Source organism: Nostoc sp. ChiVER01 (assembly GCF_034531155.1).
GTDB lineage: Bacteria > Cyanobacteriota > Cyanobacteriia > Cyanobacteriales > Nostocaceae > Nostoc.
Window position 1 is genome coordinate 46,910 of record NZ_JAVRBS010000014.1, and the last position, 24,372, is coordinate 71,281.

The window sequence follows — 24,372 nt, forward strand, 5'->3', positions numbered from 1 at the left end:
ATTTGATACTGAGTAAACTGCTAGACCCCTAATTAGTTGCTGGAATACTTATGTGCTTATATTTTGTTAAATTTTAAAAACAGTATTTCTTCAGCTGTAAATAGTGGGTCACATCAGATTTACACAAAAGATTTTAGGCAAAGAAGCTGCTATCTGCTTCCACGTAAAGCCAGCATCATTCGAGAGGAAGATTTGACCATCACAAGTTCCGAAAGCAGCTATATTCCTGAAAGTGGCAAGGGTTCCTGTGTTGATATTATCTTTTAACCACTCTGGTAGCCCTGGCTCACACTTCTCAAATGTGCCTGGCTCATCAAGTAGACGGCGATAGATGGCTGCTTTGTTACCTGATGGGCCCATAGAAACAGTCATCAAAATTGTCTCACCACATACTGCCACGACTCGTGAGTAGTTAGCATGTATATTTGTGCGATCAAAGCTCCAAGAGTTCCCTCTATCTTGACTAATCGCTAGCCCCTCAGCCGTAGCCGCCAACACCAGATCCCGACGAGCCGGAATGGTTCGTATCTCGTGAACATCTGCATGAAGGTCAATGGTGGGTTGCCATGACTGTCCCTGGTCGTCAGAGCGCAGAATGCCTCCGACATGCACATTTACATAAAGTTCGCCGGATTCACCTACTGCCATCGAACGAACATCTGGAGGTCCTCCCCACGGTGTATACCATTGGGAACGTCCTTCAGCCGCTTCAAAGCAATTGATCCGATTCGTGCTTCCATCATTAGTAATGCGGAGGAGATGAGCTTGCGACGTTCCTACCAGAACCGCACCCTCAATCGGCAGGATGCAGTTCAATCGCAAATCATTTATCATAGTGACTTGATGCCACTTGCCGTTAAGGTCGCGATGCCATATTGAATTGCGATCGGCGATCGCCCACAGTCCATTTTGGCTCAAGGCAAGAGCAGTGATGGAATAACCTTCAAGTTCTACATACTGTTTGGAGTCAATAAACAGCAACCCATCAGATGTTCCTGCTATTACTAGAGGTTTAGGCATCGCCTGCTCGGCATTGGCAAAGTCTGTATTTGTTTGCTTGTGCTCAATCGGCTTCACGATTTGCTGCTCTGTCTTGTTCATAATCTGAATCTACCTTAAGTACTGTCATTATTTGTTAACATCAGTCCTACAGCACTTGTTCTTATGTCAACGAACACTGTCTGATTGACGAGTTTCTTTATTGATGCAAAGCTTTAGATTTGCATAAGTAAGTCGGTGCAATAAAACCAAACTATGTGAAGAAAAGTTAACTAAGCTAAAATTTTCTTCACTCCTGCCTCCTGCCTCCTGCCTTCTCTCAACGATAAATTTTCCCACCCTAGCTATTTAGTCCGTCTAGCTAGAGATACCTAAGTTTCATGTTATTAAGGGCTTTACATGTGTTCATCTTTCTTGAGAAGTAACCTATATAGAGCTTTTGCAGGATTTAAAGCCGTAGTCACATAGGTTAGGACATAAGTATGGGGTGAATGCTAAAGTTAGCAACAGTTATTACCTCCACCAAGAACTGCCCTCTGCCTCCTGCTATAAAACCTCGTTTCCAGCCTCTGAGTGAAAATGCTTCTCATTGGGCTGCTTGCCGCAAGTCAAGAGGCAGCAGCTCACCATCAGGCATTCCCAGTCTGCAACTGGGAACAAGACAATGGCGATCGCGCGAGATTGTATGCTGGTGCTGGTATCGCTGCTGGTTCTGATCCTGACAAGGAGTTTGCAGAGGTGCAACTTAAGCTTCAGGCTTTGTTGAAAGCATTAGTTTAACATTCAAAAAAGGACGTTTTTAAACAGACTATTTGAGTTGATTTTAATTATCCAAAGAATTGTAGGCTTCATTCAGTTTGGTGGCTGACTCTTCTAATAAGCGTTGTTCATGAGCATTTCTTGGTAATACCAGTTGGCGCTCAATACCTTGGGAGCTAATAATACATGGAAGTCCAAGAACAACTTCACTACCAACTCCATACTTAGAATCTGCTCTCACCGATACTGGAAATATCTGCTTTTCATCTCGCAAGATGGTATCAACTAACTGACAAACTACTGTTGAGATGCCATAGCTAGTATTTCCTTTACGTTCAGAAATGTTATAGCCTCGCCTACGGGTTAACTCTGCGTACTCTTGGTGAATTTGCTCCAGCGTTGCTCCTTGTGGGATAGGAAATTCAGTTAACGCAATTACCCCAATAAATGCACTAGACCAAACGATAAATTCACTGTCTCCATGCTCTCCAATTACATAAACATGAACGTCTTGTTTATTAACGTTCAGTTGCTTGCCAAGTTGATATCTCAGTCTAGCAGTATCAAGAACGGTTCCCGAACCAAAAATTAGGTTTTCTGCTCTTGTGGAATTGGCGATTGCAATCCGTGTTAATACATCCACTGGATTGCTAACAATAAGTACGATTGAATTTGGTGCAACTCGATCCAATTCTTTTATTGTTGAACGCATGATCTCTGCATTATTGCTCAATATATCTAATCGGCTTTGTCCTTTTTTTCGCTGCACCCCAACAGTCACGACAATCACATCAGAATCAGCTAAATCTTCATACCGATCTGACGCTATAATTTCCATCTCTTTAAGTAGAGGAATAGTGTCTTCAATATCCCATGCTTGCCCCTCAGCTTTTGATAAGGTTCGGTCAAAAAGGACGACTTTTACACATTTACCGAGTAGCACTAAAGCATTTGCAACGTTTGCACCCACATTCCCCGCACCAATGACACCGACCTTGGATGTTTTGCTACTCATGCCAAATCTATTTTTTTGTAACTGGCCCAATAGGTTAATGTTAACTCCAGAACTAACCCTTTCGAGTCAAGATTCTTGAAGCGATCGCTTCGTCTCAAAGATTTAATATGTTGACGCATGACAGAATTGATCAGTGTTTTGTGTTCGACACTCTGCAATTGAAACCAAGCTATCATATCTGGAACAATCTGAATTAAGTTCTGTGCTTGAGTTGCTGGCAATCTCAACATTGCCTTCTCGAAAAACTCATCGTTTAATAATGGAATATCCAGAATAATCAATGTCGTCATCTGACATCGATTTCAATGCTTCCCAATTAGGATGTGAGATATTGTTCAAATCGTTGGCGCTCATTATGTTTTAGTTTCAGTATCGTAGATGCTTTATGAAAATCGAAGTGGTAAAAGCTACTCAACAACAGAAGAGAGCATATACTTTTGATGATGTTTTACAAATCCTGATGAGTAAAAGCCTTTGCATTAGCCCCAGTGTAAGTAGCTACAATATGACCATCGCCAGTCATTTGATATTTATATGTAACTAATCCTTCTAAACCAACAGGGCCACGAGGAGGCATTTGTTGTGTACTAATTCCTACTTCTGCACCGAAACCATAGCGGAAACCATCAGCAAATCTAGTAGAACAATTGTGGAATATATTAGCTGAATTGACTAATCCGAAGAAACTTTCTACAGATGTCGAATCTTCAGTAATAATCGCGTCGGTATGACGAGAACCATATTCGTTAATATGCGCGATCGCATCTTCTAAAGAATCTACAATCTTAATAGACAAAATAAAATCGCTGTATTCTGTTTCCCAATCTATTTCTATTGCAGGTACGATATTAGGCAAAATTTCCAAGGTGCGTTGATCGCCTCTTAATTCCACATGGCGTTCTTGCAAAGCCTCAGCGACTTTTGGTAAAAACTCTCTAGCAATTGATTGGTGAACTAGCAAAGTTTCAATTGCATTACAAACAGCAGGATATTGCGCTTTCGCATCTACTGTAATCAGAACTGCTTTAGAAATATCAGCCGATTTATCTATATAAAGATGACAAATTCCATCAGCATGACCTAATACAGGAATCCGCGTATTTTCTTGGACAAAGCGCACAAAGGAATTAGAACCTCTAGGAATAATTAAATCTACATATTTATCTAACTGCAAAAGTTCTAAAGTTTCTTCTCTAGTTGTGAGTAACTGTATTGCATCAGGGTTAACAGCAGTTTGAGATAATCCTTGTTTAATTGCTTTAACTATCGCTTCACAAGAACGTACCGCTTCCCTTCCACATTTAAGAATCACACCATTACCCGATTTAATCGCTAAAGAAACAATTTGAATCGCCGCTTCTGGACGTGCTTCAAAAATAATTCCTAAAACACCTAAAGGACAAGTAATTCGCTTGAGAATTAAACCAGAATCAAGTTCGCGGTGAATCTGCACTTTACCGATAGGATCAGCTAGCTTACCAACATCTCGTACCCCTGCGATCGCATCTCTTAATTTATGTTCATCCAACTGCAAGCGTTTATAAAGTGGCTTGGGAATTCCTTCAGCATCAGCAGCTTTACAATCAGCAACATTTGCTTGTAAAATTTCATCTCTAGCTGATTCTAAAGCTTGAGCGATCGCTTCAATCGCCTGATTTTTTGCCTCAGTGGAAAGAATCGCTAGTTTGCTTGCAGCTTGGCGGGTTTGCCCTGCGATCGCAATTAGGGGAGAAATGTTAACAATAGTCATAGTACAAATATTTACCTTTTCCTCATCTTATCAATGTGAGTTAATCATTGCTTATCGTCTTCCCCCAATCGGGTGAACCATTTGGGTAATTAGTAATTACTCTAATCGGGTGAAGCAAAACTTAGTTCAAAACATTTATTCTATGATTATCGAAGGCAGATAAAGTAAAGGTACTAAACTTACAGCAATTAAAAAATTATAAGTATTATTACATAGCTTATTTGAAAGGCTTAAAAATGATTTATGCGTACCGGGGGCTAGGGAGACATCGTAATGTATGTTTCTCTAGTCTTTTCCTTAAGTAAATAATTTATACTACTAATACTTGAATTTTTACTAAATTGTAATGACGAACAAGCAGCAGAAACCGATATTCTCACTCTGATGTCAGATTCCTACGCTTCATCCTTGACAGTGGATCGATTATCCTGGGAATGGTCTTGATTATGTTCTTGAGCAGCTAGCTGAGTTTCTAGCCTGCTGTTAAAGCATTTCTCAGTCCATCCAAGCTTTAATTTGTCGGGAGGTAGTTAGTAACTACCTCCTTTTTTTATGTAACTTAATAAATCAAACCAATTCACGAAAACCCTGATATATATAAATTTACCGTAGGGGTATGGCATTGCCCCAATAGGCAGCAGGGGGGCAGGGAGCAGGGGGAGCAGAGGGAGCAGAGGGAGCAGAGGGAGCAGGGGGAGCAGGGGGAGCAGAGGGAAAGAATTTAAAGATAAATCATTTGTATCAGAATTTTCGTGAATTGGTATAAGCTACTTTTAGCTTTTGTGGACAGCTCCCTACTGGGGTTAGGTCTTTGTTATATCAGCGATCGCATTTGCTTGTTGAGCGACAACATTTGCTTGTTGAGCCACAACATTTGCTTGTTGAGCGACAACATTTGCTTGTTAAGCGACAACATTTGCTTGTTGAGCGACAACATTTGCTTGTTAAGCGACACCATTTGCTTGTTGAGCGACAACATTTGCTTGTTGGGCGACAACATTTGCTTGTTGAGCGATCGCATTTGCTTGTTAAGCGACAACATTTGCTTGTTGGGCAACAACATTTGCTACCAAAAGCTTACTTGTGCATTAAACTTGTTGGCTATCTTTAACCAGGTTCGCCACCACAGTTACTAACTTATCTGGCTCAATTGGCTTGGATAGATGAACGTGGAATCCAGCTTCCAGAGCCAGCTTTGACTCTTCATCTCTTGCAAAGGCCGTCAGTGCTACAGCTGGAATTTTTTTTTCTCGAGCTGCTTCGCTGATTCGCAAAGTGCGAATCAGCGCATAACCATCTTCATCTGGCATTCCGATATCACTGACTAAAACATCTGGCTTTAATCGTACCAGCGCTTCTAAAGCTTCAGCTACAGAGCTAACCGATATTACCTCTGCTCCAGACTGTTGCAGAATAAAGGTAACTAACTCACGAGTATCGGGACTGTCATCTACAACGAGTATTTGCAAACCTCTCAGCGCTGAAAGATTATTGGTTTTTACTTCACTCTCTTTAATTTGCTGCTCTTGTTGCAATTCTATAGTTGGCAACAACACCGTAAATGTTGCTCCCCGTCCTTCACCTTCGCTAGCTGCGTGGACTGTGCCTGAGTGCATTTCTACTATGTAGCGCACAATTGACAGTCCCAGCCCCAAACCACCCTCTGCTCTAGTAGTTGTGCTATCAGCTTGACGAAAGCGCTCAAATATAAAAGGTAGAAAGTCAGCACTAATTCCCTTACCTGTGTCAGACACAGTTATCTGGGTATTTGAGTTTACCTGCTTTAGATGTACTTCAATTCGCCCTCCACTCGGCGTAAATTTGACAGCGTTAGAGAGCAAATTCCAGACCACTTGTTGCAGGCGTTCTACATCACCCATAACCTTATCAACAGAAGAATCAAGGTTAGCTTCAACTTGAATATCCTTAATTGCAGATGTAGGATATATAGCTTCAATGGCTGCGTTAATTACAAGTACCAAGTCAACTTTACGGAGATTTAGGTGGATTTTACCTTGGATAATGCGGGAAACATCCAGAATATCTTCAATCAGTTTCCTCTGAAGTTGAGCATTCCGCTCGATTGTCGCCAGTGCTTTAAAGGTAGTTGCCTCGTCCAATCTTCGATTACGGATTATTTGAACCCAACCCAGCATAGAGTTGAGAGGTGTCCGAAGTTCGTGAGAAACGATCGCTAAAAATTCGTCTTTAATTCGGTTAGCTTCTTGGGCTTGGCGATAAAGCTGTGCATTTTCAATGGCAAACGCTGCCCGTTGGGCAAGTTCTTCAGCCATTGCTAAGTCTACAATCGTATAATGCCGTCCTGGTTGTGCAGACGCAAATACAATTGTCCCCAACTTGCATTCACGCACCAGCAATGGCACAGTCATCTGAGACTTAAGTTGGAGTTGGTGCAGCAGAAACAGTTGTTCCTGGTTTAACGCACTTTTTTGTAATGAAGACTCAAGAATGGTTGTAGCCAGTTCCGACTTACCACTTCTTAAAACCTTCGCTGGCCCATAATCAGCATCAACAGAAATTGGATAGCGTTGGCGCAATTCTCTTACTAGGGCTTCCTTCTGCGGTTCAGATGCAGCTATCACTGGGTTATTGAAGACCGTCAAATTATTTTCAACGACATCTACAATACACCAATCGGCTAGGGTAGGCACTGCCAATTGCGCGATGCTGGTTAAAGTGGTACGGTAGTCTAAAGAAGATGCCAGTACACGACTTGCTTCAGCCAAAAAATTAGAACGCCTCTGTGCTTCTTGCGCTGCAATTCGGGCAGCTTGTTCACTGGCAAATAACTGTTCGCGCTCCGACTCTAAACGCTTACGCTTGGTAATGTCGCGCATTAGCCAGCGTAGAGCAACTGCCTTACCTTCCTCGTTACGGACGGTAACTACTGTTAAAGCAACATCAAAACAGATTTTTTCTCGTGGTTGTAAACACACTTCCCATTCCCCGCCCCGGTCGAGATGCTGCAACTGAGTTAGGTAATTAAAAAAATGTTGATGATCTGCTCTGGCGATGAAAGTAAGTAGAGGTTTGCCAACCAAAAATCGCTGTAAAACATTGAGGTGTATGGTAGCGGCTCGGTTAGCTTCTAGGATAATCGCATTCGTATCAGTTACTATATAACCATCAGGCGCAAAATCAAATAATTCTCGGTAGCGCTGACGCTCTTTTTCAACTACCATTCGTGTTGCTTGGAGTTCCTCAGAGGCGATTTTCAGTTCTTCCAAAGTGATTTTCAGTTCTTCAAATGCTTCAGCTGTTAGCTCTAGTTGCGAGTCCGGCTCATTTGCAGTACTATGCAACAATCCCTTCACTCGTGAGCTAAATGTCTCTATTTGTTGACTAAAATCGTCTACATTCATGTTGCTCACTTTGCTAAGACTAAAACGCGCACGCCACAGGAAAAATCAAGCAATTGTTAAGCCTAACTGTACGCTAAAAGCTGATCTCAAAACTATTGCTCAAAAGATAGAGGTTTGTTTTGACAACGCGAGTTCTACAGAGTGAGTTAGACACAACATATTTGTCTTAACCTCTAACTACTATTTTAAGATAAAGAATTCGTAAATAAATCCACCTAAAGGGCTGTACAGTAACAAACATAATAGGTAGATTTAAGCAAATTTTTTTATAGCTTAAGGAGGGCCTGATGGTTACAGCAACAGTACCAGGACAACAGGTTAAAGTTGGCCCAACCCAATTGTTGATCAATAATGAGTGGGTAAATAGTCTCAGCGATGTCTACGACGGGCTTACGCCTACGCCGATTTGAAACAATCAACCCGACTACAGACGAGGTAATCTGTGAAGTCTCACAAGCAGACGCCGCAGATGTAGACAAAGCAGTAGAAGCAGCCCGTACTGCTTTCACTAGCCTGCCCCCTGCTCCCTGCCCCCTTGCCTCTATAGCGATGGTATATTTTTTATTTGGAAGTCCCTTAGCGGGATGATGAACGTGATATTTAATATGGGGTGGGCATGATAAATAGACTTGCATACAACCCCTAGAAAATTCTGATGATGAATGCGATCGCTACTAAATTGCGCCAAATTATCGCTGAGAGAAAAAGCCCAATAAGCAGATATGACCGTAAAAACAAAACCAGGCATTCCTTAGCACTGTATACCTGCATAGGATTATTAGGTGGGATTCTGGCATTATTGTTAATGACATCCCCAGGACTGGCCCAAAAACCACAACTCCAACAACCGTTATTAGTAGCTACACGAGTTATACCGCCCTTTGTGATACAAGACAAAGGTGAGCTATCAGGATTTAGTATCGACCTCTGGCGCAGCATCGCTAACCAAATAGGTGTAGAGTCGAAATTTATTGAATATCCCTCTGTGCCGGAACTACTTTCTGCTATTAAAGACAACAAAGCTAATTTGGGGATTGCAGCTATCTCCATTACAGCCGAACGCCAGCAGAATTTTGATTTCTCATTACCTATTTTGGCTGGGGGGCTGCAAATTATGGTACGAAACTCAGAAACCAACAACAGTAACTTCCCAAATATTTTAGAATTATTTTTCTCTACTAGCCTCTTGCAGGTAATAGGCCTTGCCCTAGTGTTAATTGTTGTAGCAGCCCACATTATTTGGTTATCTGAGCGCCATCATCAAGATGGGATGATTCCCAAATCATACTTTCCTGGCATTTTCAAAGCTTGTTGGTGGGCAGCTGCCACATTAGCAACCCAAGCTGATGAAATGCCCAAGGGAGTACTAGGACGCTTAGTAGGCATTGTCTGGATGTTCATCGGAGTCCTTTTTGTTGCCTACTTTACAGCCAGCGCTACTACCTCATTGACAGTACAACAGCTTCAGGGCGATATCAAGACTATAGACGATTTACCCGGCAAGATAGTGGCCACAACAGCCGGTAGCACAGCCGCCGCATATCTACGAGAACATAAGATTTCAGTTTTAGAAGTTAGTAAAATTGAGCAAGCTTACAATGCTTTGCAAACAAAAAAAGCTGATGCTGTGGTGTTTGATGCACCTGTACTTCTGTTCTATGCAGCCAACGAAGGCAAAGGGAAAGTACAAATTGTTGGCAGTATCTTACGTGAAGAAAGCTACGGCATCATTCTGCCTAATAACAGTCCCTACCGCAAACCAATTAATCAGGCTCTGCTGAGTCTCAAAGAAAATGGTACTTATCAATCGCTATATGATAAGTGGTTCGATGCGGAAAAAGGTTGAAGAAGGGGTGGGAAGTGGGGGAAGCAGGGGAGCAGGGGGGACAAGGGGACAAGAGGTGAGAACTTCCAATAAGTCTTTCCCCTTGTCCCCAATTCTCCTTGTCCCCAAGTCCTCTTCCCCACTCCCTACTCCCCACTCCCCTCTTTAGCAATTTGAGCTTTTGCCTGTTGCCATAACTTTTCCAATTCATCCAAACTGTAATCAGAAAGGGGGTGATTGACAACTGCCTCCATTTTTTCTAATCGCTGGACAAATCGTTGATTTGTGCCTTGCAAAGCGGCGCTGGGGTCAAGATTATGCCAACGCGCTAGCTGAATCACTGCAAACAGTAAATCGCCTAATTCTGCTTCTTGCCGTTCGGGTGTTTCCTCAGCTAAAGCCTGTTGAAACTCCCCCAACTCCTCATGAAACTTATCCCAAACACCTTGAATATTTTCCCATTCAAACCCGATCGCCGCAGCTTTTTGGGAAATCTTCATCGCCGCCGTCAGTGGGGGAAGAGTGCGCCCATAACGAGCAAGTTTCGCACTAAGTTTTTGCGCCTGTGGAGATTCGCCTTTCTCCGCAGCTTTAATCTGTTCCCAATTTTGCCGCACCTCATCCACACTTGCCACCGATACATCACCAAACACATGGGGATGACGGCGAATCAACTTTTGGGAAATCCCCTGAGTTATTTCTTTGAGAGAAAATTGTCCAGATTCGCTAGCGATTTGGGCTTGCAATACCACCTGTAATAATAAATCGCCTAACTCCTCTGCGATCGCATCTTTATCCCCACTCTTAATTGCATCCACCACCTCATAAGCTTCCTCAATTACATAAGGGGTGAGGGTTTCAGGAGTTTGAGCCAAATCCCAAGGACAACCACCATCAGGCGAGCGCAATTTTGCCACTACCTCAATTAATTCCTGCAACGCCGCCAAAGTATCAACATTGTCATTTGTCATTTGTCATTTGTCCTTTGTCGTTCTTCCGTTGCTCTTTTTGCTAACTGTAGCTCGACGATTACCGCGAGTTGTAACTTTCCGCTTCTTAATTTTGCCACTAGGAAGCAACCCACGAATGCCCTGTTTTTGAAAGCGCTTGTATGCCGAACCGCCCCAATCGCTCAGAGAATGACTCATCGCACCGAGTTCTAAACCCAAGAAAAGGGCGATATATTCAATATCGTATTGTAGGAGCGATCGCCCCACAGTTTGTCCCAAATCCTGCCAAGTAAAGCTTAGATGCCATAACCTTTCGGCGATCGCCAAAACAAAAATTGCCACAATAGCAAGCAAACACCCCAGATAAAGTATCCGCAAAATCGTGCCAATAATCGGCCCGTGAGATAAAAAAGAACGATGCCGCAGACTTTTTTGATAAGGTAGCCAAATCCAGCGCAAGAAACCCCAGCGTTGAAATTGCACAGAGTATATATCCAAATCGGGGCCAAACATTAGCCCACCAAAGAGAAACCCGCCTGCAACTAACAAAGTCGCATTACTACTGCGAGTTTGCCAGAAAGTAACGCCCGCCACGAACGGCAGAGCATACATAGTAATGCGATCGTGCGTCCGACCAGAGGGCATCCTAAATCCTGAGTTAACTGAATACTGAGTCAGTATAAGAGAAAAAAAGATTTTCTTGAAACTACTAGCGCAATGCGAAATGTTTTGCTATATTAGTTAAGGATTAGTAAAACGGGCGGTTAGCTCAGTTGGTAGAGCGCCTGCCTTACAAGCAGGATGTCATCAGTTCGAGTCTGGTACTGCCCATATTTAAAAAGCCGCCACTTGGCGGCTTTTTAATTGGAACCATAAGCTTGCCGTTGTGGCAAGCTTATGGGTTCTTGGCAACTTTTGGCGATCACATAGTGGGCTGGTTTAGGCAGAGGGCAGAAGTAAGAAAGAATAAAATTACAGAAAGCCCTGTGGCATAAGGGTTACAGAATCTCTACATCACAAGAAAAGTCTTCAAGTTGGATCTGGATCTTTGTCACAAGTTCTACGACGAACGACGAGAGGCAAAATCTCAAAACCCTTCTGCCTCCTGCCTTGTTTCTCAGAAGAGCCATAGTGTTAAACAATGGTAAAATCGGCACTTGTGATAGTACTGGCCTGTACCCCACTAAAGATTGTCAAAAGCTCATTGCTGCTGGTAATAGTAATCAAAGTATCGTTTGCACTATTAGCAGTACCTTGAATAATCGTCAGGTCAGCAAACGTTAGACCACCTGAAAGCCCAATGAAATCTTCACCATGAGTAAAGTCAACAATAGTATCAATCCCATGTCTAGGTGCAAATACAAACAGGTCGCTGCCACTACCGCCAATTAAAGTATCTGCACCAAAACTGCCGACAAGAGTATCATTGCCAGTACCGCCCCGTAGCAGGTCGTCTCCACTTAACCCTTGTAAATAGTCATTGCCACCCTGACCGTTGATAACATCATTAGAATTGTCAAAGCCACTGGTATTATTGTCTAGGTCGTTGAGGAAAGTAACCGAATTTTGATTGAAAATACTCTGGCTTTGTTGATTTGCATTAAAAACATCAAAGCTGTCTTGAAAGGCCGTCTGCCCATTAAACAGAATATTGCCGATGTCCAGCGACGCACCTGTAGTCTTACGAAGATTATCTAGATTTTCGAGAGCAAAATTCTGTAGAATGACCCCAGTATCCTTAACACCCTCGAAGGTTATGAGCAGGTCACTTCCATTCTGAGTCAAAAGCATATTTCTGGTGGTTAGCCCATTACCCTCAAATTTCAGAGTATCTATTTCCTGAGACACCTTTTCTAATGGGTTAATTCCTCTTCCTACACCATCAAAGTCAGTGATTGTATCAATGCCGTCACCAAGATGAACTGTAAATAGATCAGTATTTCCACCACCAGTCAGGGTATCATTTCCTTTTGTACCTATAATGTTCTCAATGCCATCCCCACCCGTAAGGATGTCATTACCGTCACTTCCGGTTAAAAGAACGCTGTTTTCCCCCTTGGGTCGGGCATCATTGTCCAAAATTGTCAGCGTAGCCTTATTTTGTAACAGTCCAATGATTGCGCCACCTGTAGCGTTGGTCAAGGTGAGGTTGATAGTCTTATTACCCTCGATAATATCATTATCAACGATGGGAATGTCTACGGTCTTGATTCTCTCCCCATCTGCAAAGTTGATTGTTATCGGGGAAGCGTTGAAGTTTTTAGGGCTTGTAGCAGTGCCATCACTTAAAAGAATTGTGGCACTAACTGCCCCTTTATCATCCAATGGGCGAAATACGGTGATTGGTGCTACGGGTGTGCCATCCTCATTAACACTGAATTTATTGGCAGTAAAGATTAATGAGTCTAGCGCTACTGAATTATTCTTGGCAAAGGTTTCTACAATTTTATCAAGAAACTCATCTGAAGGTGGAAAACCAGCTGGGTCTGAGAAAGGTCGGCTTGTATCCTGAATCAATTTGTCAAGCCCTGAGGGAACGCCTTGCAATATAATTCTCGCTGGTGTCGTTTCAACATTGCGATATGCGTGGATTTGACCTTTAGGAATGTCAACAAAAGTTCCAGGAGTTGCAGTTATAACTCGGTTATTTAATTGAAACTTTATTTTTCCCTCTACAATATAGAATCCCTCTTCTTGTGCAAGGTGGATGTGCGGTGTAGTTCCAACATTTGGTGGAACGTATACATCAAATAAATCGTATTTATAATTAGTATTTTTGCCAGTTGCTATAAACTTAACTGAGTCGCCAACTACCCAATATGATTGTTTTGATGAATTAGATAGTGTGTTTTGAGAAGAAATTCTTTCCATTGTAGTTTTCCTTTTAAGAGAGTTTGTTTTGCAAATAATTCTTAATGGCAAAATATCTGTTTCAATCCCATTGCATTAAGCGATCGCTCCAAATCTGCAATAACTTGGGTTGAAACACAATTGACTTGTCCTGGTTTTGATAAAAAACAAGAAAGGGTGCGCTCCAAAAAGCTTTTTATGGTTCATCCTTTGATTTGAGCATGAAATTTTATATTTTCTGTTCTTTGGACTCCTTTAACAATCGTCCATCTTCCATGTGAACTATGCGATCGGCAATATCAAGGATTCGGTTGTCATGAGTAACTAATAAGATTGTGCATCCCTGTTCTTTGGCTAAACGCTGCATAAGTTCTACAACATCACGTCCTGATTTCTTATCAAGGGCAGCCGTCGGTTCGTCTGCAAGAACAATTTGGGGATGACTAGCTAAGGCACGAGCGATCGCCACTCGTTGCTTTTGTCCTCCAGAAAGATTGTCTGTATAATAATCGACGCGATCGCCTAAACCAACTGTGTTAAGAATGTCGCTTGCCAACTGATTCATATCTTGCCCTAAATACCTGTTATGCAGTTCTAAAGACATTCGTACATTCTGTTTTGCTGTTAAAAAGGTCAGCAAGTTATGTGCTTGAAAAATGTAGCCAATTTGCTTCCGCACTTGCATGATTTGTCGCTTATTTGCACAAGACATCTCCTGCCCTAATATCTTGAGGCTACCTTCTTGCATTGAACGTAAACCTCCTATCAACGTTAGTAGTGTGGTTTTACCAGAACCGGATGGCCCAGTCATAATCACAATCTCACCTGGATAAATATCGAGATTAATATCAAACAAGGTCTGCTTACGAAGTTGTGCTAAACCAAAGTAGTAGTTAAGCTCCCGAACAGAAATAACAGGCTTTTGATAAGAATTTTGAGTTTTAGATTTTGAGTTTTGAGTTTCTTGAATAGTTTCTTTTAGCATGAATATTCAATAATTACGATTTTCAGTTTTTTATAGACAATTAGTATCAGTAGAAAGTTATGAGTTGAGATGTGAAGCTTTGACAAACTTCAACCCAATTAAAAATTTAGAAGATATCAGCAGGATCAGCAGCTCGTAGCTTTCGCATAGCGATCGCTCCGGCTCCAGCACACATGATCATAGTCAACATCAGCAGCGCGATCGCACGGTTCAGTTTCATTGCGATCGGCAGAAGCGTTGCAGACCTAAAGAGAGTATAAAGTCCATTTGCAAGTAGAAAACCTGGTATAAAGCCCAGAATTGCTAAGAAAAGCGCCTCTTGAATGATAATCCCAATTAAATACCCATCACTGTAGCCCATTGCCTTCAATGTTGCATATTCTGGCAAATGATCAGAAACATCTGTGTATAAAATTTGGTAGACGATGACCGCTCCGACTAAAAAACCGACTGCTACGCCAAGTCCAAAGATAAAGCCGATAGGAGAACCTGTTTCCCAGTATGTGCGTTCACGGGCGGTGAATTCATTAAGAGTTAGCACCAATAAATCATTAGGCAAAATTGTTCGCAAATTTGCCTGCACTTGCTCAATTGATGTATTAGGTTGCAGTTTAATGATCCCTACATCAATTTCATCCGCTTTCCGACGAGTAAAGAGTCTTAAAAAAGTAGAGTCACTCGTGATGAGATTGCCCTCAGCAGAAAAGGAAGAACCGAGTAAAAATAATCCAACAACCTTAATTTCAAAGTTATTCACCTGAACGGAAATTGGGTTATTCTTCTTTAATAAAGCAGATACATTTCCTAGTTGAGGAAGCCCTCCTTTGTCGAACAGCGCTCGATTTAATAACTTCAGTTTATCCAAGTTTTGATTCACATCTGGAGAAATAAAGGCTGAACGATTTGGATCAATCCCATAAACAAAGACTTGACGACTAGCTTGGCTGTCAGGATTTCGCCATGTTGCTTGACCAATATACAACGGTCTAACGGATGCTACACCATCAACACCTAATGTTTGATAGAGCTTGTCTCTTGAGAAACTTTTGACTGATGCAAGGTTATCAGATAACTTATTAACTAAAAACAAATCTCCTTGAAGTGTGGCGTATGGACTAACCTGTGAATCAAACAATGCATCCCTGATACCAAGTTGAAAAAACATCAAAAAATCGGCAAAGGTAATTCCCGCGATCGCAGCCAGCAGACGAGTTTTTTGGCGACTCATTTGCAGCCAAGCTAGCGGTGTTTTACGGAATAATTTACGAAACATAAAATTTTGATATTTAGAGTGTCTACTGACTATTGCTTGATAAAGCCTTGGGTTGAATAGCGACTTGTACCTGCAAGTTGGTTAAATTCGCAACCCGTCGGCTATCGTCAGGATTAAGTTGAATTCTCACTTGAATTACCTTGCGATCAAGATTTTCTCCGGGTTCGCCACTAGTCACTTCTTGAGGGATGACCTGCAATCCAATTAAACGAACGGTTCCACGAAGACTACCAGAAAATGATTCGCTTGTGATCATGGCTGGTTGACCTTGCTGAATTTTCTCAATATCAGTCTGATAAACCTCTGCCACGACTTGCATCTGGTTAGTTTGTCCTAGTTCAGCAATGCCATTTGTGCCAACGACTTCTCCAGGTTTAGCGTTAATATCAAGAATGCGACCTGCCATCGGTGCGCGGATGTATGCTTGGGCTAAGTCACCATTGGCCTTTTTAACTTCTGAGATTGCCTTATCTACCTCAGCTTGAGCTGCCTGTATATCAACCGGACGCACCTCAGTAATCTTCTCTAAGGTAGCTCTGGCTTGTCTGATTTGCTGCTCTATTGTATCTGCGGTTTGGTCTTGTTTAGCTTTAGCTTCGTTAAGCTGTGCTTGTGTTGTTTCTAAAACAAGCAGCTTTTGATCTCGCTCTGAAGAAGCGATCGCTCCTTCTTTGTAAAGTGAGAAATAGCGATTGTAGTTAGAGTTGGCAGTTCGCACCTCAGCTTCCCAACGAGCAATCGTGGCTTGTTGACTAGCAATTTCGCCTTTTAACTGCTTTTGCAGGCGAACAATTTCAGCTTTTTGGGCGGCAATTTCCCCAGATTTAGCGCCAGCTTTCACCTTTGCCAATTCTGATAGCGATACCTTAACCTGTGCTTGCGTTTCAAATAAGGCATTTTGCAAACGAGCTTGTGCATCCATGATTGCAATGACCTGGCCTGCTTTAACGCGATCGCCCCGTTGCACTAGTAGTTTAGCTACGCGCTCATTGCTCAGAGTTGCAGGTACAGAGACTTTGATAACTTCCGTTGCTGGTTCTATGCGTCCTAAAGCAGTGATTTTGCGAACGATTGGAGCAGATTTTACAACGACCGTTGGCTGGGCATTCTGTCTTAATTGGGAAATGCTATAGAAAACAATTGTGCCTGAGATGGCAGTGGCAGCAATAATCAGGGCAAACGTCCATTGATGTGAACGCTTTGATAATACTTGGAAGTTCATCTTGAGTTCTGTGTGGAGTGATTAATAGCTCTTTTATCTGACCTGAGATGTCCAGTCAGCCCAATCTTGAGGCTTTAAAAAAGTTTCATACAACTCGGCTTCTGGTGTATTAGCTTCTGGTTTATAGCCGTATTCCCAGCGTACTATAGGTGGTAGCGACATCAGAATTGACTCTGTGCGCCCATTTGTTTGGAGACCGAAGATTGTTCCACGGTCATAAACTAGGTTGAATTCCACGTAGCGACCTCTGCGATACAACTGGAAGTCACGCTGGCGATCGCCATATTCCATAAAGCGTCGCTGCTCTACAATCGGCACGTATGCAGGTAAAAAAGCTTCTCCACAGCTATGCACGAAAGCAAATAGTTCTTCCCAAGTACGTGGTTCTATAGTTCCAATTTGGTTACTATAAATAGCTGCTGGATTTTCGATATTGGGGCCTCGATACAGATGACCTTGACCATCTTGGTAGTCAAAGAAAATACCGCCTACACCCCGCATTTCCTGACGGTGTTTCAGATAAAAATACTCGTCGCACCAGGGCTTAAACACTGGATAATACTCAGGATGATGAGCGTCACACGCGCGTTTGAGCGTGGAATGGAAATGAGCTACATCCTCAGCAAAAGGATAGTAAGGTGTTAAATCTATACCACCACCAAACCACCAAACTGGCCCTGCTTCAAAGTAGCGGTAATTGAGATGAACCGTTGGTATATAAGGATTGCGAGGATGCAACACTAGAGAAATGCCTGTGGCATAAAATTTATGTCCAGTTGCCTCAGGACGTTGTGTTAAAATTGAGGATGGAAGATAGGAACCCCAAACTTCGGAAAAGTTGACTCCACCTTGTTCAAAAACCGCACCGTCACGTAGAACGCGCGATCGCCCACCACCCCCTTCAGCCCGTTCCCATGTATCTTCCTGAAATGTGGCTACGCCATCGAGTTGTTGCAAGTTCTGACAAATGTTATCTTGCAATTGCTGCATGAATTGGCTGACTCTGGCCTTTGCATCAGCTGGAGGTAATTTGGATTGGGTTGCTTGAGAAGTCGAAGCAGTCATTATCATCTCAACTTAATCTCCTAATCGTGTTCAGTGAAAGACTTATCATTAGAACCGCAGGGGAGCAGGGGGCAGAGGGCAGGGGGATCTTATACCATTTAACGAAAAATCTGATACACATGCAAACCTTGAAAGCATTGCTGTATCTAAGTTTTTTAATTGCGTTAGCGTAGCGGTAGCGAGCCTGCGAGCGTCATTGCGTTAGCGTAGCGGGGCGTTCGCTTTTAGCGTCTCGCAGAGAAGCCCATTGTGAATTGGTATGAATTATTCCCCTTGCTCCCTGCTCCCCTGCCTCTTGTTCAATTGCCAAGTTTAGCTAACCAACGAGCAGCATCTTTGGCATGGTAGGTCAGAATTAAGTCAGCACCAGCCCGTTTAAAGCCAGTCAATGTTTCCATGACTACTCGCTGTTCGTCTATCCAACCGTTGAGTGCTGCGGCTTTAATCATGGAATATTCGCCAGAAACGTTATAAGCAGCAACAGGTAATTGGCTTGCCTGCTTCACGCGCCAGATAATGTCCATGTATGCCAAGGCTGGCTTCACCATGAGCATATCAGCCCCTTCAGCAACATCAAGTTCAACTTCTTTGAGGGCTTCACGGGTATTACCAGAGTCCATTTGGTATGTGCGGCGATCGCCAAATTGTGGCGTTGACTCAGCAGCATCTCGGAAAGGGCCATAGTAAGACGAAGCATACTTTGCGGTATATGAAAGAATCGGAGTGTCAAGGTAGCCAGCTTCATCCAACCCAATCCGAATTGCCTGCACAAACCCGTCCATCATCCCCGAAGGAGCGATGATATCTACACCAGCTTGAGCTTGAGAAATCGCTGTTTTCTTCAGCAACTCTAGTGTTGGATCATTCAAAACGCGCCCAGTCAAGTCACCAACTTCCAGATAGCCGCAGTGTCCATGACTAGTGTATTCACATAAACAGGTATCAGCAATGATAATTAGTTCTGGCACTGCTTGTTTCACAGCACTAGCAGCTTTCTGCACAATACCACAATCATGCCATGCGCCCGTTGCTTCTAAGTCTTTATCTTGAGGAATGCCAAATAGGATAATTGCAGGGATGCCAAGGTCGTAAACTTCTTTGGCTTCTTCCACAATTTTATCTACTGACAACTGGTAAACACCAGGCATGGATTTCACTTCTTTGGCAATTCCTTTACCAGGTACGGCAAAGAGGGGATAGATAAGATCACTGGTTGTCAAAACAGTCTCACGCACCATCCGACGAAGTTGCGGATGACTTCTCAGGCGACGAGGGCGATGAATTGGAAACATAGTGGTGATTAAAGATAAAAAAGGACGGTTTGTAGAGGCGAGTTTTGTGATCAAACCTTGATTCGATTAAAGTTTTATCTGCTAAACCCGCCTTTACTATTAGTCATCCATCAAACGGATTTGATGTAACGAAACAATGCAGGTTATTCTACGTTCTTAGTAAATATGCTCTACCAGCAAGTTTCTTATACCATTTCACGAAAAATCTGATACAGATGTAAACCTCGAAAGAATTGCTGTATCTAAGTTTTTTAATTGCGTTAGCGTTCGCGTAGCGTCTCGTAGAGAGAAATGAGCGTCATTGCGTTAGCATAGCGGGGCGAAGCCCATTGCGAATTGGTATTAGCCCCGGTGGACTGTCTTAAAAATTTCCTCCAAAATGTCCTGCGCTCCCTGTTGCCGCAAACTTTGAGCCAATTGAATTCCTAGCTGTTCTGCCTCGTTAACAAAACCAGTCACAGAATCTTTTACTACCTGTTTACCATCCACACTGGCGACTAACCCCGTTAACGTTAGTGTATCTGCCTGCAACTGGGTATCAACCCCAATTGGCACTTGACAACCGCCTTCTAATTCCCGTAAGAATGCACGTTCGGCAAGAACGCGATCGCGGGTTGGGATGTGTTCAATTGCCTTAAGAAGGGACAGCACTTCCAGATCGTCGCTACGGCATTCAATGCCCAAGGCTCCTTGTCCGACAGCATAGAGAGAAACGTCAGTTGGCAAAACTTGATGAATGCGTAGGTGCAACCCGGCGCAGCCATCGCTCATCCCTAATCGCTGTAATCCGGCAACTGCCAAAATCAATGCATCGTACTCCCCATCATCTAGCTTTGCCATCCGCGTATTCAAGTTTCCTCGCACATCTTTAAACGTGAAGTGGGGAAATTGGTGGCGCAACTGTGCTAGCCGTCGCAGGGAAGATGTACCAATCACTGCACCTTCTGGTAGCGTATCAATTTGCTTATCTTTGTATTTTTCATGCACAACTAAAGCATCTGCTGGGTTTTCCCGTTCTGTTACAGCCGCTAACATTAACCCCTCTGGCAAACGAGTCGGCAGATCCTTAAGAGAGTGAACAGCAAAGTCAATCTCTTCGTTTAGCATTGCCAATTCAAGTTCTTTAGTGAAGAGTCCCTTGTCCCCAATTTTGGCTAAGGCAACATCTAAGATTTTGTCACCTTGGGTGGACATAGTTTGAACTTCAAAAGAAATATTAGGAAAGCGTTTCTGGAGTTGTTCTTGCACCCAGTAAGTTTGAATCAGAGCTAGTTGGCTTTTACGAGAACCAATGCGAATTGTGCGAGTAGAACTGTAAATCGTAGATGAAGTGGAATGGAGTGTAGTCATATAGCGTTAGTTAGAATTATTGCATAAATAGTTGGATTGTTTAACAGTTTCAAAAAAGAAAGCAACATTCTCTTCTGGAGTGTTCTGTAGAATACCGTGACCGAGGTTCATAATGTGTTTTTGGTTCCCTGCTTTGTTTATTGTGTCGAGAATGCAGTTGCGGATAAACTCTTGAGAACCAAATAACGCACACGGATCAATATTTCCTTGAACTCCTATATCTGCACCGAGCCGTTGCCGTGCCACTGCCATATCAACAGTCCAGTCTACGCTAACGATATCTACGCCAGAGTGTGCCATGAAGTCCAAAATTCCAGCACTGTTGTTGATATACAGAATCAGGGGTGTGTCTGGGTGGGTTGCTTTGACTTGTTGCACGACCTGTTGCAGATAAGGTAAAGAGAACGTCTTAAAATCGTGAGGGCTGAGTTGTCCTGCCCAAGAATCAAATAGTTGCACTACCTGTGCCCCAGAATCAATTTGATAACGCGCGTAAATAGCGATCGCATCTGCAAGTTTTGCGAGAAACTGATGCAGCATGGTTGGCTGTGAATAAGCCATACCCTTAATAATGGCGTAGTCTTTTGAACTTTTACCTTCAATGCAATAAGCAGCTAGCGTCCAAGGAGCGCCAACAAACCCCAAAATAGTTGCTTGACCATTCACTTCTTTGTGCAGTGTTGTTAGAATCTCACGCACAAATGGCAAACATGTTTCGGGATCAAGGGGTGTGAGCGCATCAATTTGCGCCTGTGTACGAATTGGGTTTTCAAATACTGGGCCCTTGCTTTCGATAATATCAAAGGGTATGCCAATACCAGGTAGCGGCGTGAGAATATCTGAGAACATAATCACCCCATCGGGCTTAAAGGCATGGAAAGGTTGCAAGGAAATTTCCACTGCCAAATCAGGGTTTTCAGAACGCTCTCGAAAAGAGGGATATTTTTGGCGTAAATCCCGATAGACTTTCATATAGCGACCCGCTTGGCGCATAATCCACACAGGTGGACGATCCAGTACTTCACCTCGGGCTGCTTGCAATAACCTATAGTTTTGCATATATCAAAGAATTCCTTGTTTAGTTGTTTACCAATTCGTGCAGATCATCAAACAAATGGATTGTCAGACAGAAGACAAAATGACTTGTGTAAATACAAACTCACTAGAAAGTATCATCAATTAAGTAAGCTGGAATCAGAACAATCTATGACAAATGTGCCATAAACTTTTTGAGCGCGATTTATTTGACTTTTCTATGATGTGGAATCTAATTCACCAACACAGCAGAATGTTTTGCCCAATGCCCGTTTGAATCATCTGATTTGCCCTGAGACGGCTCTAGACTCCAGCCCTTTGCCAGATATTTTTGCTGAAGTTTACGCAAAGTGATATTAAGAGCATCAGCAGCAACGTGAAGTTCTTCTGATGGTTCAGGAAGTGACTGAGGAATTAAAGTTTCGATAACTACCGTATCTTCCTGAGCTAGTAGACAGTCAAGGTTGATGAACAACTTATCTAGCCAAGGTAGGGGTAGAGTGTTACGGAACAAAATACGTTTGACAGAAGTTGTGTTTTCATCAATTGGGCAGTAACCTGCTAAAACAGCGAACTTAATCGGAAATCTAGTATCTCCACCTACATTAATTTCAGCTAGGGTAAAGTTAGGTAGGTAAAAGCTCAATCTTAGTGTTACTTGCGGGCGTCCACCTAGTAAAAAGTTCAAGATTTTTTTGGGATTATTTAAGGAAGCATAGGTGAATTTAGCAACAGCGCTCCAGTCATCCTCCTCAACTTGGTATCTAACAGTTGAATTCAGTGGAATTCTTTGACCAAAACTTTTCCGATGGATAGCAATGACATGAGCAAAATCAAGATTCGTTTCCATGAGACGGACATAATTAGCATGATCGAGATCCACATGGGGAGCAGGACGCATACTTGTAAATAGATATTCTGGAAGATTTGAGGGCAAAGGCGGACGTTCTGCTTCTGGTAACTCTCCTAAAAACATCCAAACAAACCCATATTTTTCCTGAATTGAGTAAGTTTCGACGCGAGCTTTTGGAGGAATAGGCGTTTCCGGTGCGTTAGAAGGTATATCAACACATCTCCCATCTGCTTGGAATTGCCATCCATGATAAGGACAGCGAATGCAGTCGTTGTCAATCCAGCCCATAGAGAGAGCAGCACCGCGATGAGGACACTGATCTTTTAGGGCTACGACTTGTCCTTGAGAATTGCGATAGAGAACAAATCTCTGCTGAAACATGATGATTTGTTTGGGTTGCTTAGTGATATTTGTACTGAGTTCACAAGCGTACCAAAAGTTTTTTAAGTTCTTCATTACTTTTAGCTCCTGCTTTAATGAAAAGTTGTTTTGGTAATTTGATATAAGTTGCACTTACCAGGTTGAACTAATGAAATAGATGTAATCAACAGTGAAGCAGAGCTTAAAAGAAATACCTTCATTGAATCTAGCGGACTATAAGATAAAACTCTAGTTCACCAATGCAGCAGAAGAGGGTTGTACTAGATTTCCATTCGAGTTGCCTGATTTGCTCTCACACGATTCTAAACCCCAGCCCATCTTCAGATATTTTTGACGGAGCTTACGATAAGCAAGAGATATAGCATCACAAGCAACATGAACTTCATCTGTCAAATCGTCAGGTATAGCTTTAGGATATTGAGACTCAGCTACTACTGCATCTTCCCTACTTATCTTCAAGTTAGACCTTTGGAATATGGGATCTGCCCAAGAGTAAGTAAAGAAGCTGCGAAACTGAATCCGCTTAATAAGTGTGGTAGTTTCATCAATAGGAATGTGAATGCCAAAATTAATAAGCTTACCACCACCAAAATAACCTTCCATCTTATTAATGTTGGGCAGATAAAAGCTTATTTTTGAAGTAACATCTGTGGTTCCTGAGTGATGGAAAAACTTTAAAAAACCTTTTGGTCTAGAGTGTTGTTTGATAACAACTGTGGAACTTGCACCAAACTCTTCTACATTAATCTCGTATTGTCCAATTGTTTGGTCTCGTTCAAACCCTTTGCCAAAAGAATTAGCATGTACTACACGGGTATGAGCGTAGTCCAGAGAATTTTCTAAGGTGCGAGTGTAATGAGTGTTTACTTTATATTCGTAGAAAAGGTGATGAAGCCCTGGTTCTTCATATTCTGGCAAAGGTGGAATTGGCGGACGCTCTGCTTCTGGTAAATCTCCATAAAACATCCAAACAAACCCATATTTTTCTTGCACTGGGTAAGTCTCGACACGAGCTTTTGGAGGAATAGGAGTTTCAGGTGCATTAGAAGGTATATCAACACATCGCCCATCTGCTTGGAATTGCCATCCATGATAAGGACAGCGAATGCAGTCGTTGTCAATCCAGCCCATAGAGAGGGCAGCACCACGATGGGGACACTGATCTTTGAGGGCTATCACTTGTCCTTGAGAATTACGATAGAGGACAAATTTTTGCTTTAGCATCACGATTTGCTTGGGCTGGTTGGTGACAGCTTTGCTGAATTCGCAAGCGTACCAGAAATTTTTTAACATCCTTAGTTCCTGCAATTTAGATATGGGGAATTCTTTGTTTTTACTTTTGAATGATTTCTAAATAATCAGAGGTAGTAAGTTGACGTGATAAC

At 42.6% G+C, this 24,372-nt stretch carries 21 protein-coding genes, 1 tRNA gene and 1 pseudogene; 5 read left to right on the forward strand and 18 right to left on the reverse strand.

Annotated features, from left to right (window positions below):
- Positions 1 to 108 precede the first annotated feature (108 nt).
- Positions 109 to 1,101 (reverse strand): hypothetical protein, encoded by a 993-nt coding sequence (locus RMY00_RS18965; protein ID WP_322649016.1) that lies wholly within the window; start codon positions 1,099 to 1,101, stop codon positions 109 to 111.
- Positions 1,102 to 1,662: 561 nt separating this feature from the next.
- Between RMY00_RS18965 and RMY00_RS36205 the strand changes: the two are divergent.
- Positions 1,663 to 1,779, forward strand: a pseudogene (locus RMY00_RS36205) (chorismate-binding protein); the annotation flags it as partial.
- Between the two features lie 43 nt (positions 1,780 to 1,822).
- Here the strand turns inward: RMY00_RS36205 and RMY00_RS18975 are convergent.
- From RMY00_RS18975 to RMY00_RS18995, 5 genes are all read right to left on the reverse strand, one after another.
- Positions 1,823 to 2,773 carry an L-lactate dehydrogenase gene (locus tag RMY00_RS18975; protein WP_322649018.1) on the reverse strand — a complete coding sequence of 317 codons (951 nt, stop codon included), beginning with the start codon at positions 2,771 to 2,773 and terminating at the stop codon, positions 1,823 to 1,825.
- Positions 2,770 to 3,063, reverse strand: coding sequence for a hypothetical protein (locus RMY00_RS18980; RefSeq protein ID WP_322649019.1), 294 nt, complete (start codon positions 3,061 to 3,063; stop codon positions 2,770 to 2,772). Before RMY00_RS18980 ends, RMY00_RS18975 begins: the two co-directional genes overlap by 4 nt.
- 158 nt (positions 3,064 to 3,221) lie before the next feature.
- A complete protein-coding gene (locus RMY00_RS18985; RefSeq protein ID WP_322649020.1) occupies positions 3,222 to 4,523 on the reverse strand; it encodes a glutamate-5-semialdehyde dehydrogenase in 1,302 nt (433 codons plus the stop codon).
- A gap of 814 nt (positions 4,524 to 5,337) precedes the next feature.
- The gene (locus tag RMY00_RS18990) at positions 5,338 to 5,586 is read right to left on the reverse strand and encodes a hypothetical protein (RefSeq protein WP_322649021.1); all 249 of its coding nucleotides are present in this window, start codon (positions 5,584 to 5,586) and stop codon (positions 5,338 to 5,340) included.
- 25 nt (positions 5,587 to 5,611) lie between these two features.
- Positions 5,612 to 7,906, reverse strand: a complete 2,295-nt coding sequence (locus RMY00_RS18995; protein ID WP_322649022.1) for an ATP-binding protein — start codon at positions 7,904 to 7,906, stop codon at positions 5,612 to 5,614.
- A 287-nt stretch (positions 7,907 to 8,193) separates the two neighbouring features.
- Here RMY00_RS18995 and RMY00_RS19000 point away from each other — a divergent pair, with 287 nt between their 5' ends.
- The 3 genes from RMY00_RS19000 to RMY00_RS19010 all read left to right on the forward strand — a co-directional run bounded on the left by RMY00_RS19000 (position 8,194) and on the right by RMY00_RS19010 (position 9,752).
- Entirely contained in the window at positions 8,194 to 8,316 is a 123-nt protein-coding gene (locus RMY00_RS19000) for a hypothetical protein (RefSeq protein WP_322649023.1), read from the forward strand.
- Positions 8,282 to 8,494 carry an aldehyde dehydrogenase family protein gene (locus tag RMY00_RS19005; RefSeq protein WP_322649024.1) on the forward strand — a complete coding sequence of 71 codons (213 nt, stop codon included), beginning with the start codon at positions 8,282 to 8,284 and terminating at the stop codon, positions 8,492 to 8,494. Before RMY00_RS19000 ends, RMY00_RS19005 begins: the two co-directional genes overlap by 35 nt.
- A gap of 67 nt (positions 8,495 to 8,561) precedes the next feature.
- A complete protein-coding gene (locus tag RMY00_RS19010) occupies positions 8,562 to 9,752 on the forward strand; it encodes a transporter substrate-binding domain-containing protein (protein ID WP_322649025.1) in 1,191 nt (396 codons plus the stop codon).
- Positions 9,753 to 9,877: 125 nt separating this feature from the next.
- On the opposite strand, the gene mazG is transcribed toward RMY00_RS19010, so the two are convergent.
- Positions 9,878 to 10,702, reverse strand: a complete 825-nt coding sequence (mazG, locus tag RMY00_RS19015; RefSeq protein WP_322649026.1) for a nucleoside triphosphate pyrophosphohydrolase — start codon at positions 10,700 to 10,702, stop codon at positions 9,878 to 9,880.
- A 3-nt stretch (positions 10,703 to 10,705) separates the two neighbouring features.
- Positions 10,706 to 11,326 carry a metal-binding protein gene (locus RMY00_RS19020; RefSeq protein ID WP_322649027.1) on the reverse strand — a complete coding sequence of 207 codons (621 nt, stop codon included), beginning with the start codon at positions 11,324 to 11,326 and terminating at the stop codon, positions 10,706 to 10,708.
- Positions 11,327 to 11,439: 113 nt separating this feature from the next.
- Here RMY00_RS19020 and RMY00_RS19025 point away from each other — a divergent pair.
- A tRNA-Val gene (locus tag RMY00_RS19025) sits at positions 11,440 to 11,512 on the forward strand.
- 303 nt (positions 11,513 to 11,815) lie between these two features.
- Here RMY00_RS19025 and RMY00_RS19030 read toward each other — a convergent pair.
- The 10 genes from RMY00_RS19030 to RMY00_RS19075 form a co-directional block, all read right to left on the reverse strand.
- Positions 11,816 to 13,552, reverse strand: a complete 1,737-nt coding sequence (locus RMY00_RS19030; protein WP_322649028.1) for a Calx-beta domain-containing protein — start codon at positions 13,550 to 13,552, stop codon at positions 11,816 to 11,818.
- Positions 13,553 to 13,760: 208 nt separating this feature from the next.
- Positions 13,761 to 14,516, reverse strand: coding sequence for a DevA family ABC transporter ATP-binding protein (locus tag RMY00_RS19035; protein ID WP_322649029.1), 756 nt, complete (start codon positions 14,514 to 14,516; stop codon positions 13,761 to 13,763).
- 106 nt (positions 14,517 to 14,622) lie between these two features.
- On the reverse strand, positions 14,623 to 15,789 hold the full coding sequence (gene devC / locus RMY00_RS19040) for an ABC transporter permease DevC (RefSeq protein ID WP_322649030.1): 1,167 nt from the start codon (positions 15,787 to 15,789) through the stop codon (positions 14,623 to 14,625).
- A 22-nt stretch (positions 15,790 to 15,811) separates the two neighbouring features.
- The gene (locus RMY00_RS19045; protein ID WP_322649031.1) at positions 15,812 to 17,011 is read right to left on the reverse strand and encodes an ABC exporter membrane fusion protein; all 1,200 of its coding nucleotides are present in this window, start codon (positions 17,009 to 17,011) and stop codon (positions 15,812 to 15,814) included.
- Positions 17,012 to 17,044: 33 nt separating this feature from the next.
- Positions 17,045 to 18,076 carry an oxygen-dependent coproporphyrinogen oxidase gene (gene hemF, locus RMY00_RS19050; RefSeq protein ID WP_416212079.1) on the reverse strand — a complete coding sequence of 344 codons (1,032 nt, stop codon included), beginning with the start codon at positions 18,074 to 18,076 and terminating at the stop codon, positions 17,045 to 17,047.
- A 299-nt stretch (positions 18,077 to 18,375) separates the two neighbouring features.
- A complete protein-coding gene (gene hemB, locus RMY00_RS19055; RefSeq protein ID WP_322649033.1) occupies positions 18,376 to 19,368 on the reverse strand; it encodes a porphobilinogen synthase in 993 nt (330 codons plus the stop codon).
- A 342-nt stretch (positions 19,369 to 19,710) separates the two neighbouring features.
- Complete coding sequence (gene hemC / locus RMY00_RS19060) at positions 19,711 to 20,718, reverse strand: hydroxymethylbilane synthase (protein ID WP_322649034.1); 1,008 nt, start codon at positions 20,716 to 20,718, stop codon at positions 19,711 to 19,713.
- A gap of 6 nt (positions 20,719 to 20,724) precedes the next feature.
- Positions 20,725 to 21,777 carry a uroporphyrinogen decarboxylase gene (gene hemE, locus RMY00_RS19065; protein WP_322649035.1) on the reverse strand — a complete coding sequence of 351 codons (1,053 nt, stop codon included), beginning with the start codon at positions 21,775 to 21,777 and terminating at the stop codon, positions 20,725 to 20,727.
- Between the two features lie 208 nt (positions 21,778 to 21,985).
- On the reverse strand, positions 21,986 to 23,062 hold the full coding sequence (locus tag RMY00_RS19070) for an aromatic ring-hydroxylating dioxygenase subunit alpha (protein ID WP_322649036.1): 1,077 nt from the start codon (positions 23,060 to 23,062) through the stop codon (positions 21,986 to 21,988).
- A gap of 153 nt (positions 23,063 to 23,215) precedes the next feature.
- A complete protein-coding gene (locus RMY00_RS19075; protein WP_322649037.1) occupies positions 23,216 to 24,280 on the reverse strand; it encodes an aromatic ring-hydroxylating dioxygenase subunit alpha in 1,065 nt (354 codons plus the stop codon).
- Positions 24,281 to 24,372 lie beyond the last annotated feature (92 nt).

What these genes read in the sequence shown, in the direction of transcription:
- RMY00_RS18965 (WP_322649016.1), bottom strand. Translation starts at nt 1,101, where the DNA reads ATGAACAAGACAGAGCAGCAAATCGTGAAGCCGATTGAGCACAAGCAA.
- RMY00_RS18975 (WP_322649018.1), bottom strand. Translation starts at nt 2,773, where the DNA reads ATGAGTAGCAAAACATCCAAGGTCGGTGTCATTGGTGCGGGGAATGTG.
- RMY00_RS18980 (WP_322649019.1), bottom strand. Translation starts at nt 3,063, where the DNA reads ATGACGACATTGATTATTCTGGATATTCCATTATTAAACGATGAGTTT.
- RMY00_RS18985 (WP_322649020.1), bottom strand. Translation starts at nt 4,523, where the DNA reads ATGACTATTGTTAACATTTCTCCCCTAATTGCGATCGCAGGGCAAACC.
- RMY00_RS18990 (WP_322649021.1), bottom strand. Translation starts at nt 5,586, where the DNA reads ATGTTGTTGCCCAACAAGCAAATGTTGTCGCTTAACAAGCAAATGCGA.
- RMY00_RS18995 (WP_322649022.1), bottom strand. Translation starts at nt 7,906, where the DNA reads ATGAATGTAGACGATTTTAGTCAACAAATAGAGACATTTAGCTCACGA.
- RMY00_RS19000 (WP_322649023.1), top strand. Translation starts at nt 8,194, where the DNA reads ATGGTTACAGCAACAGTACCAGGACAACAGGTTAAAGTTGGCCCAACC.
- RMY00_RS19005 (WP_322649024.1), top strand. Translation starts at nt 8,282, where the DNA reads ATGTCTACGACGGGCTTACGCCTACGCCGATTTGAAACAATCAACCCG.
- RMY00_RS19010 (WP_322649025.1), top strand. Translation starts at nt 8,562, where the DNA reads ATGATGAATGCGATCGCTACTAAATTGCGCCAAATTATCGCTGAGAGA.
- mazG (WP_322649026.1), bottom strand. Translation starts at nt 10,702, where the DNA reads ATGACAAATGACAATGTTGATACTTTGGCGGCGTTGCAGGAATTAATT.
- RMY00_RS19020 (WP_322649027.1), bottom strand. Translation starts at nt 11,326, where the DNA reads ATGCCCTCTGGTCGGACGCACGATCGCATTACTATGTATGCTCTGCCG.
- RMY00_RS19030 (WP_322649028.1), bottom strand. Translation starts at nt 13,552, where the DNA reads ATGGAAAGAATTTCTTCTCAAAACACACTATCTAATTCATCAAAACAA.
- RMY00_RS19035 (WP_322649029.1), bottom strand. Translation starts at nt 14,516, where the DNA reads ATGCTAAAAGAAACTATTCAAGAAACTCAAAACTCAAAATCTAAAACT.
- devC (WP_322649030.1), bottom strand. Translation starts at nt 15,789, where the DNA reads ATGTTTCGTAAATTATTCCGTAAAACACCGCTAGCTTGGCTGCAAATG.
- RMY00_RS19045 (WP_322649031.1), bottom strand. Translation starts at nt 17,011, where the DNA reads ATGAACTTCCAAGTATTATCAAAGCGTTCACATCAATGGACGTTTGCC.
- hemF (WP_416212079.1), bottom strand. Translation starts at nt 18,076, where the DNA reads ATGACTGCTTCGACTTCTCAAGCAACCCAATCCAAATTACCTCCAGCT.
- hemB (WP_322649033.1), bottom strand. Translation starts at nt 19,368, where the DNA reads ATGTTTCCAATTCATCGCCCTCGTCGCCTGAGAAGTCATCCGCAACTT.
- hemC (WP_322649034.1), bottom strand. Translation starts at nt 20,718, where the DNA reads ATGACTACACTCCATTCCACTTCATCTACGATTTACAGTTCTACTCGC.
- hemE (WP_322649035.1), bottom strand. Translation starts at nt 21,777, where the DNA reads ATGCAAAACTATAGGTTATTGCAAGCAGCCCGAGGTGAAGTACTGGAT.
- RMY00_RS19070 (WP_322649036.1), bottom strand. Translation starts at nt 23,062, where the DNA reads ATGAAGAACTTAAAAAACTTTTGGTACGCTTGTGAACTCAGTACAAAT.
- RMY00_RS19075 (WP_322649037.1), bottom strand. Translation starts at nt 24,280, where the DNA reads ATGTTAAAAAATTTCTGGTACGCTTGCGAATTCAGCAAAGCTGTCACC.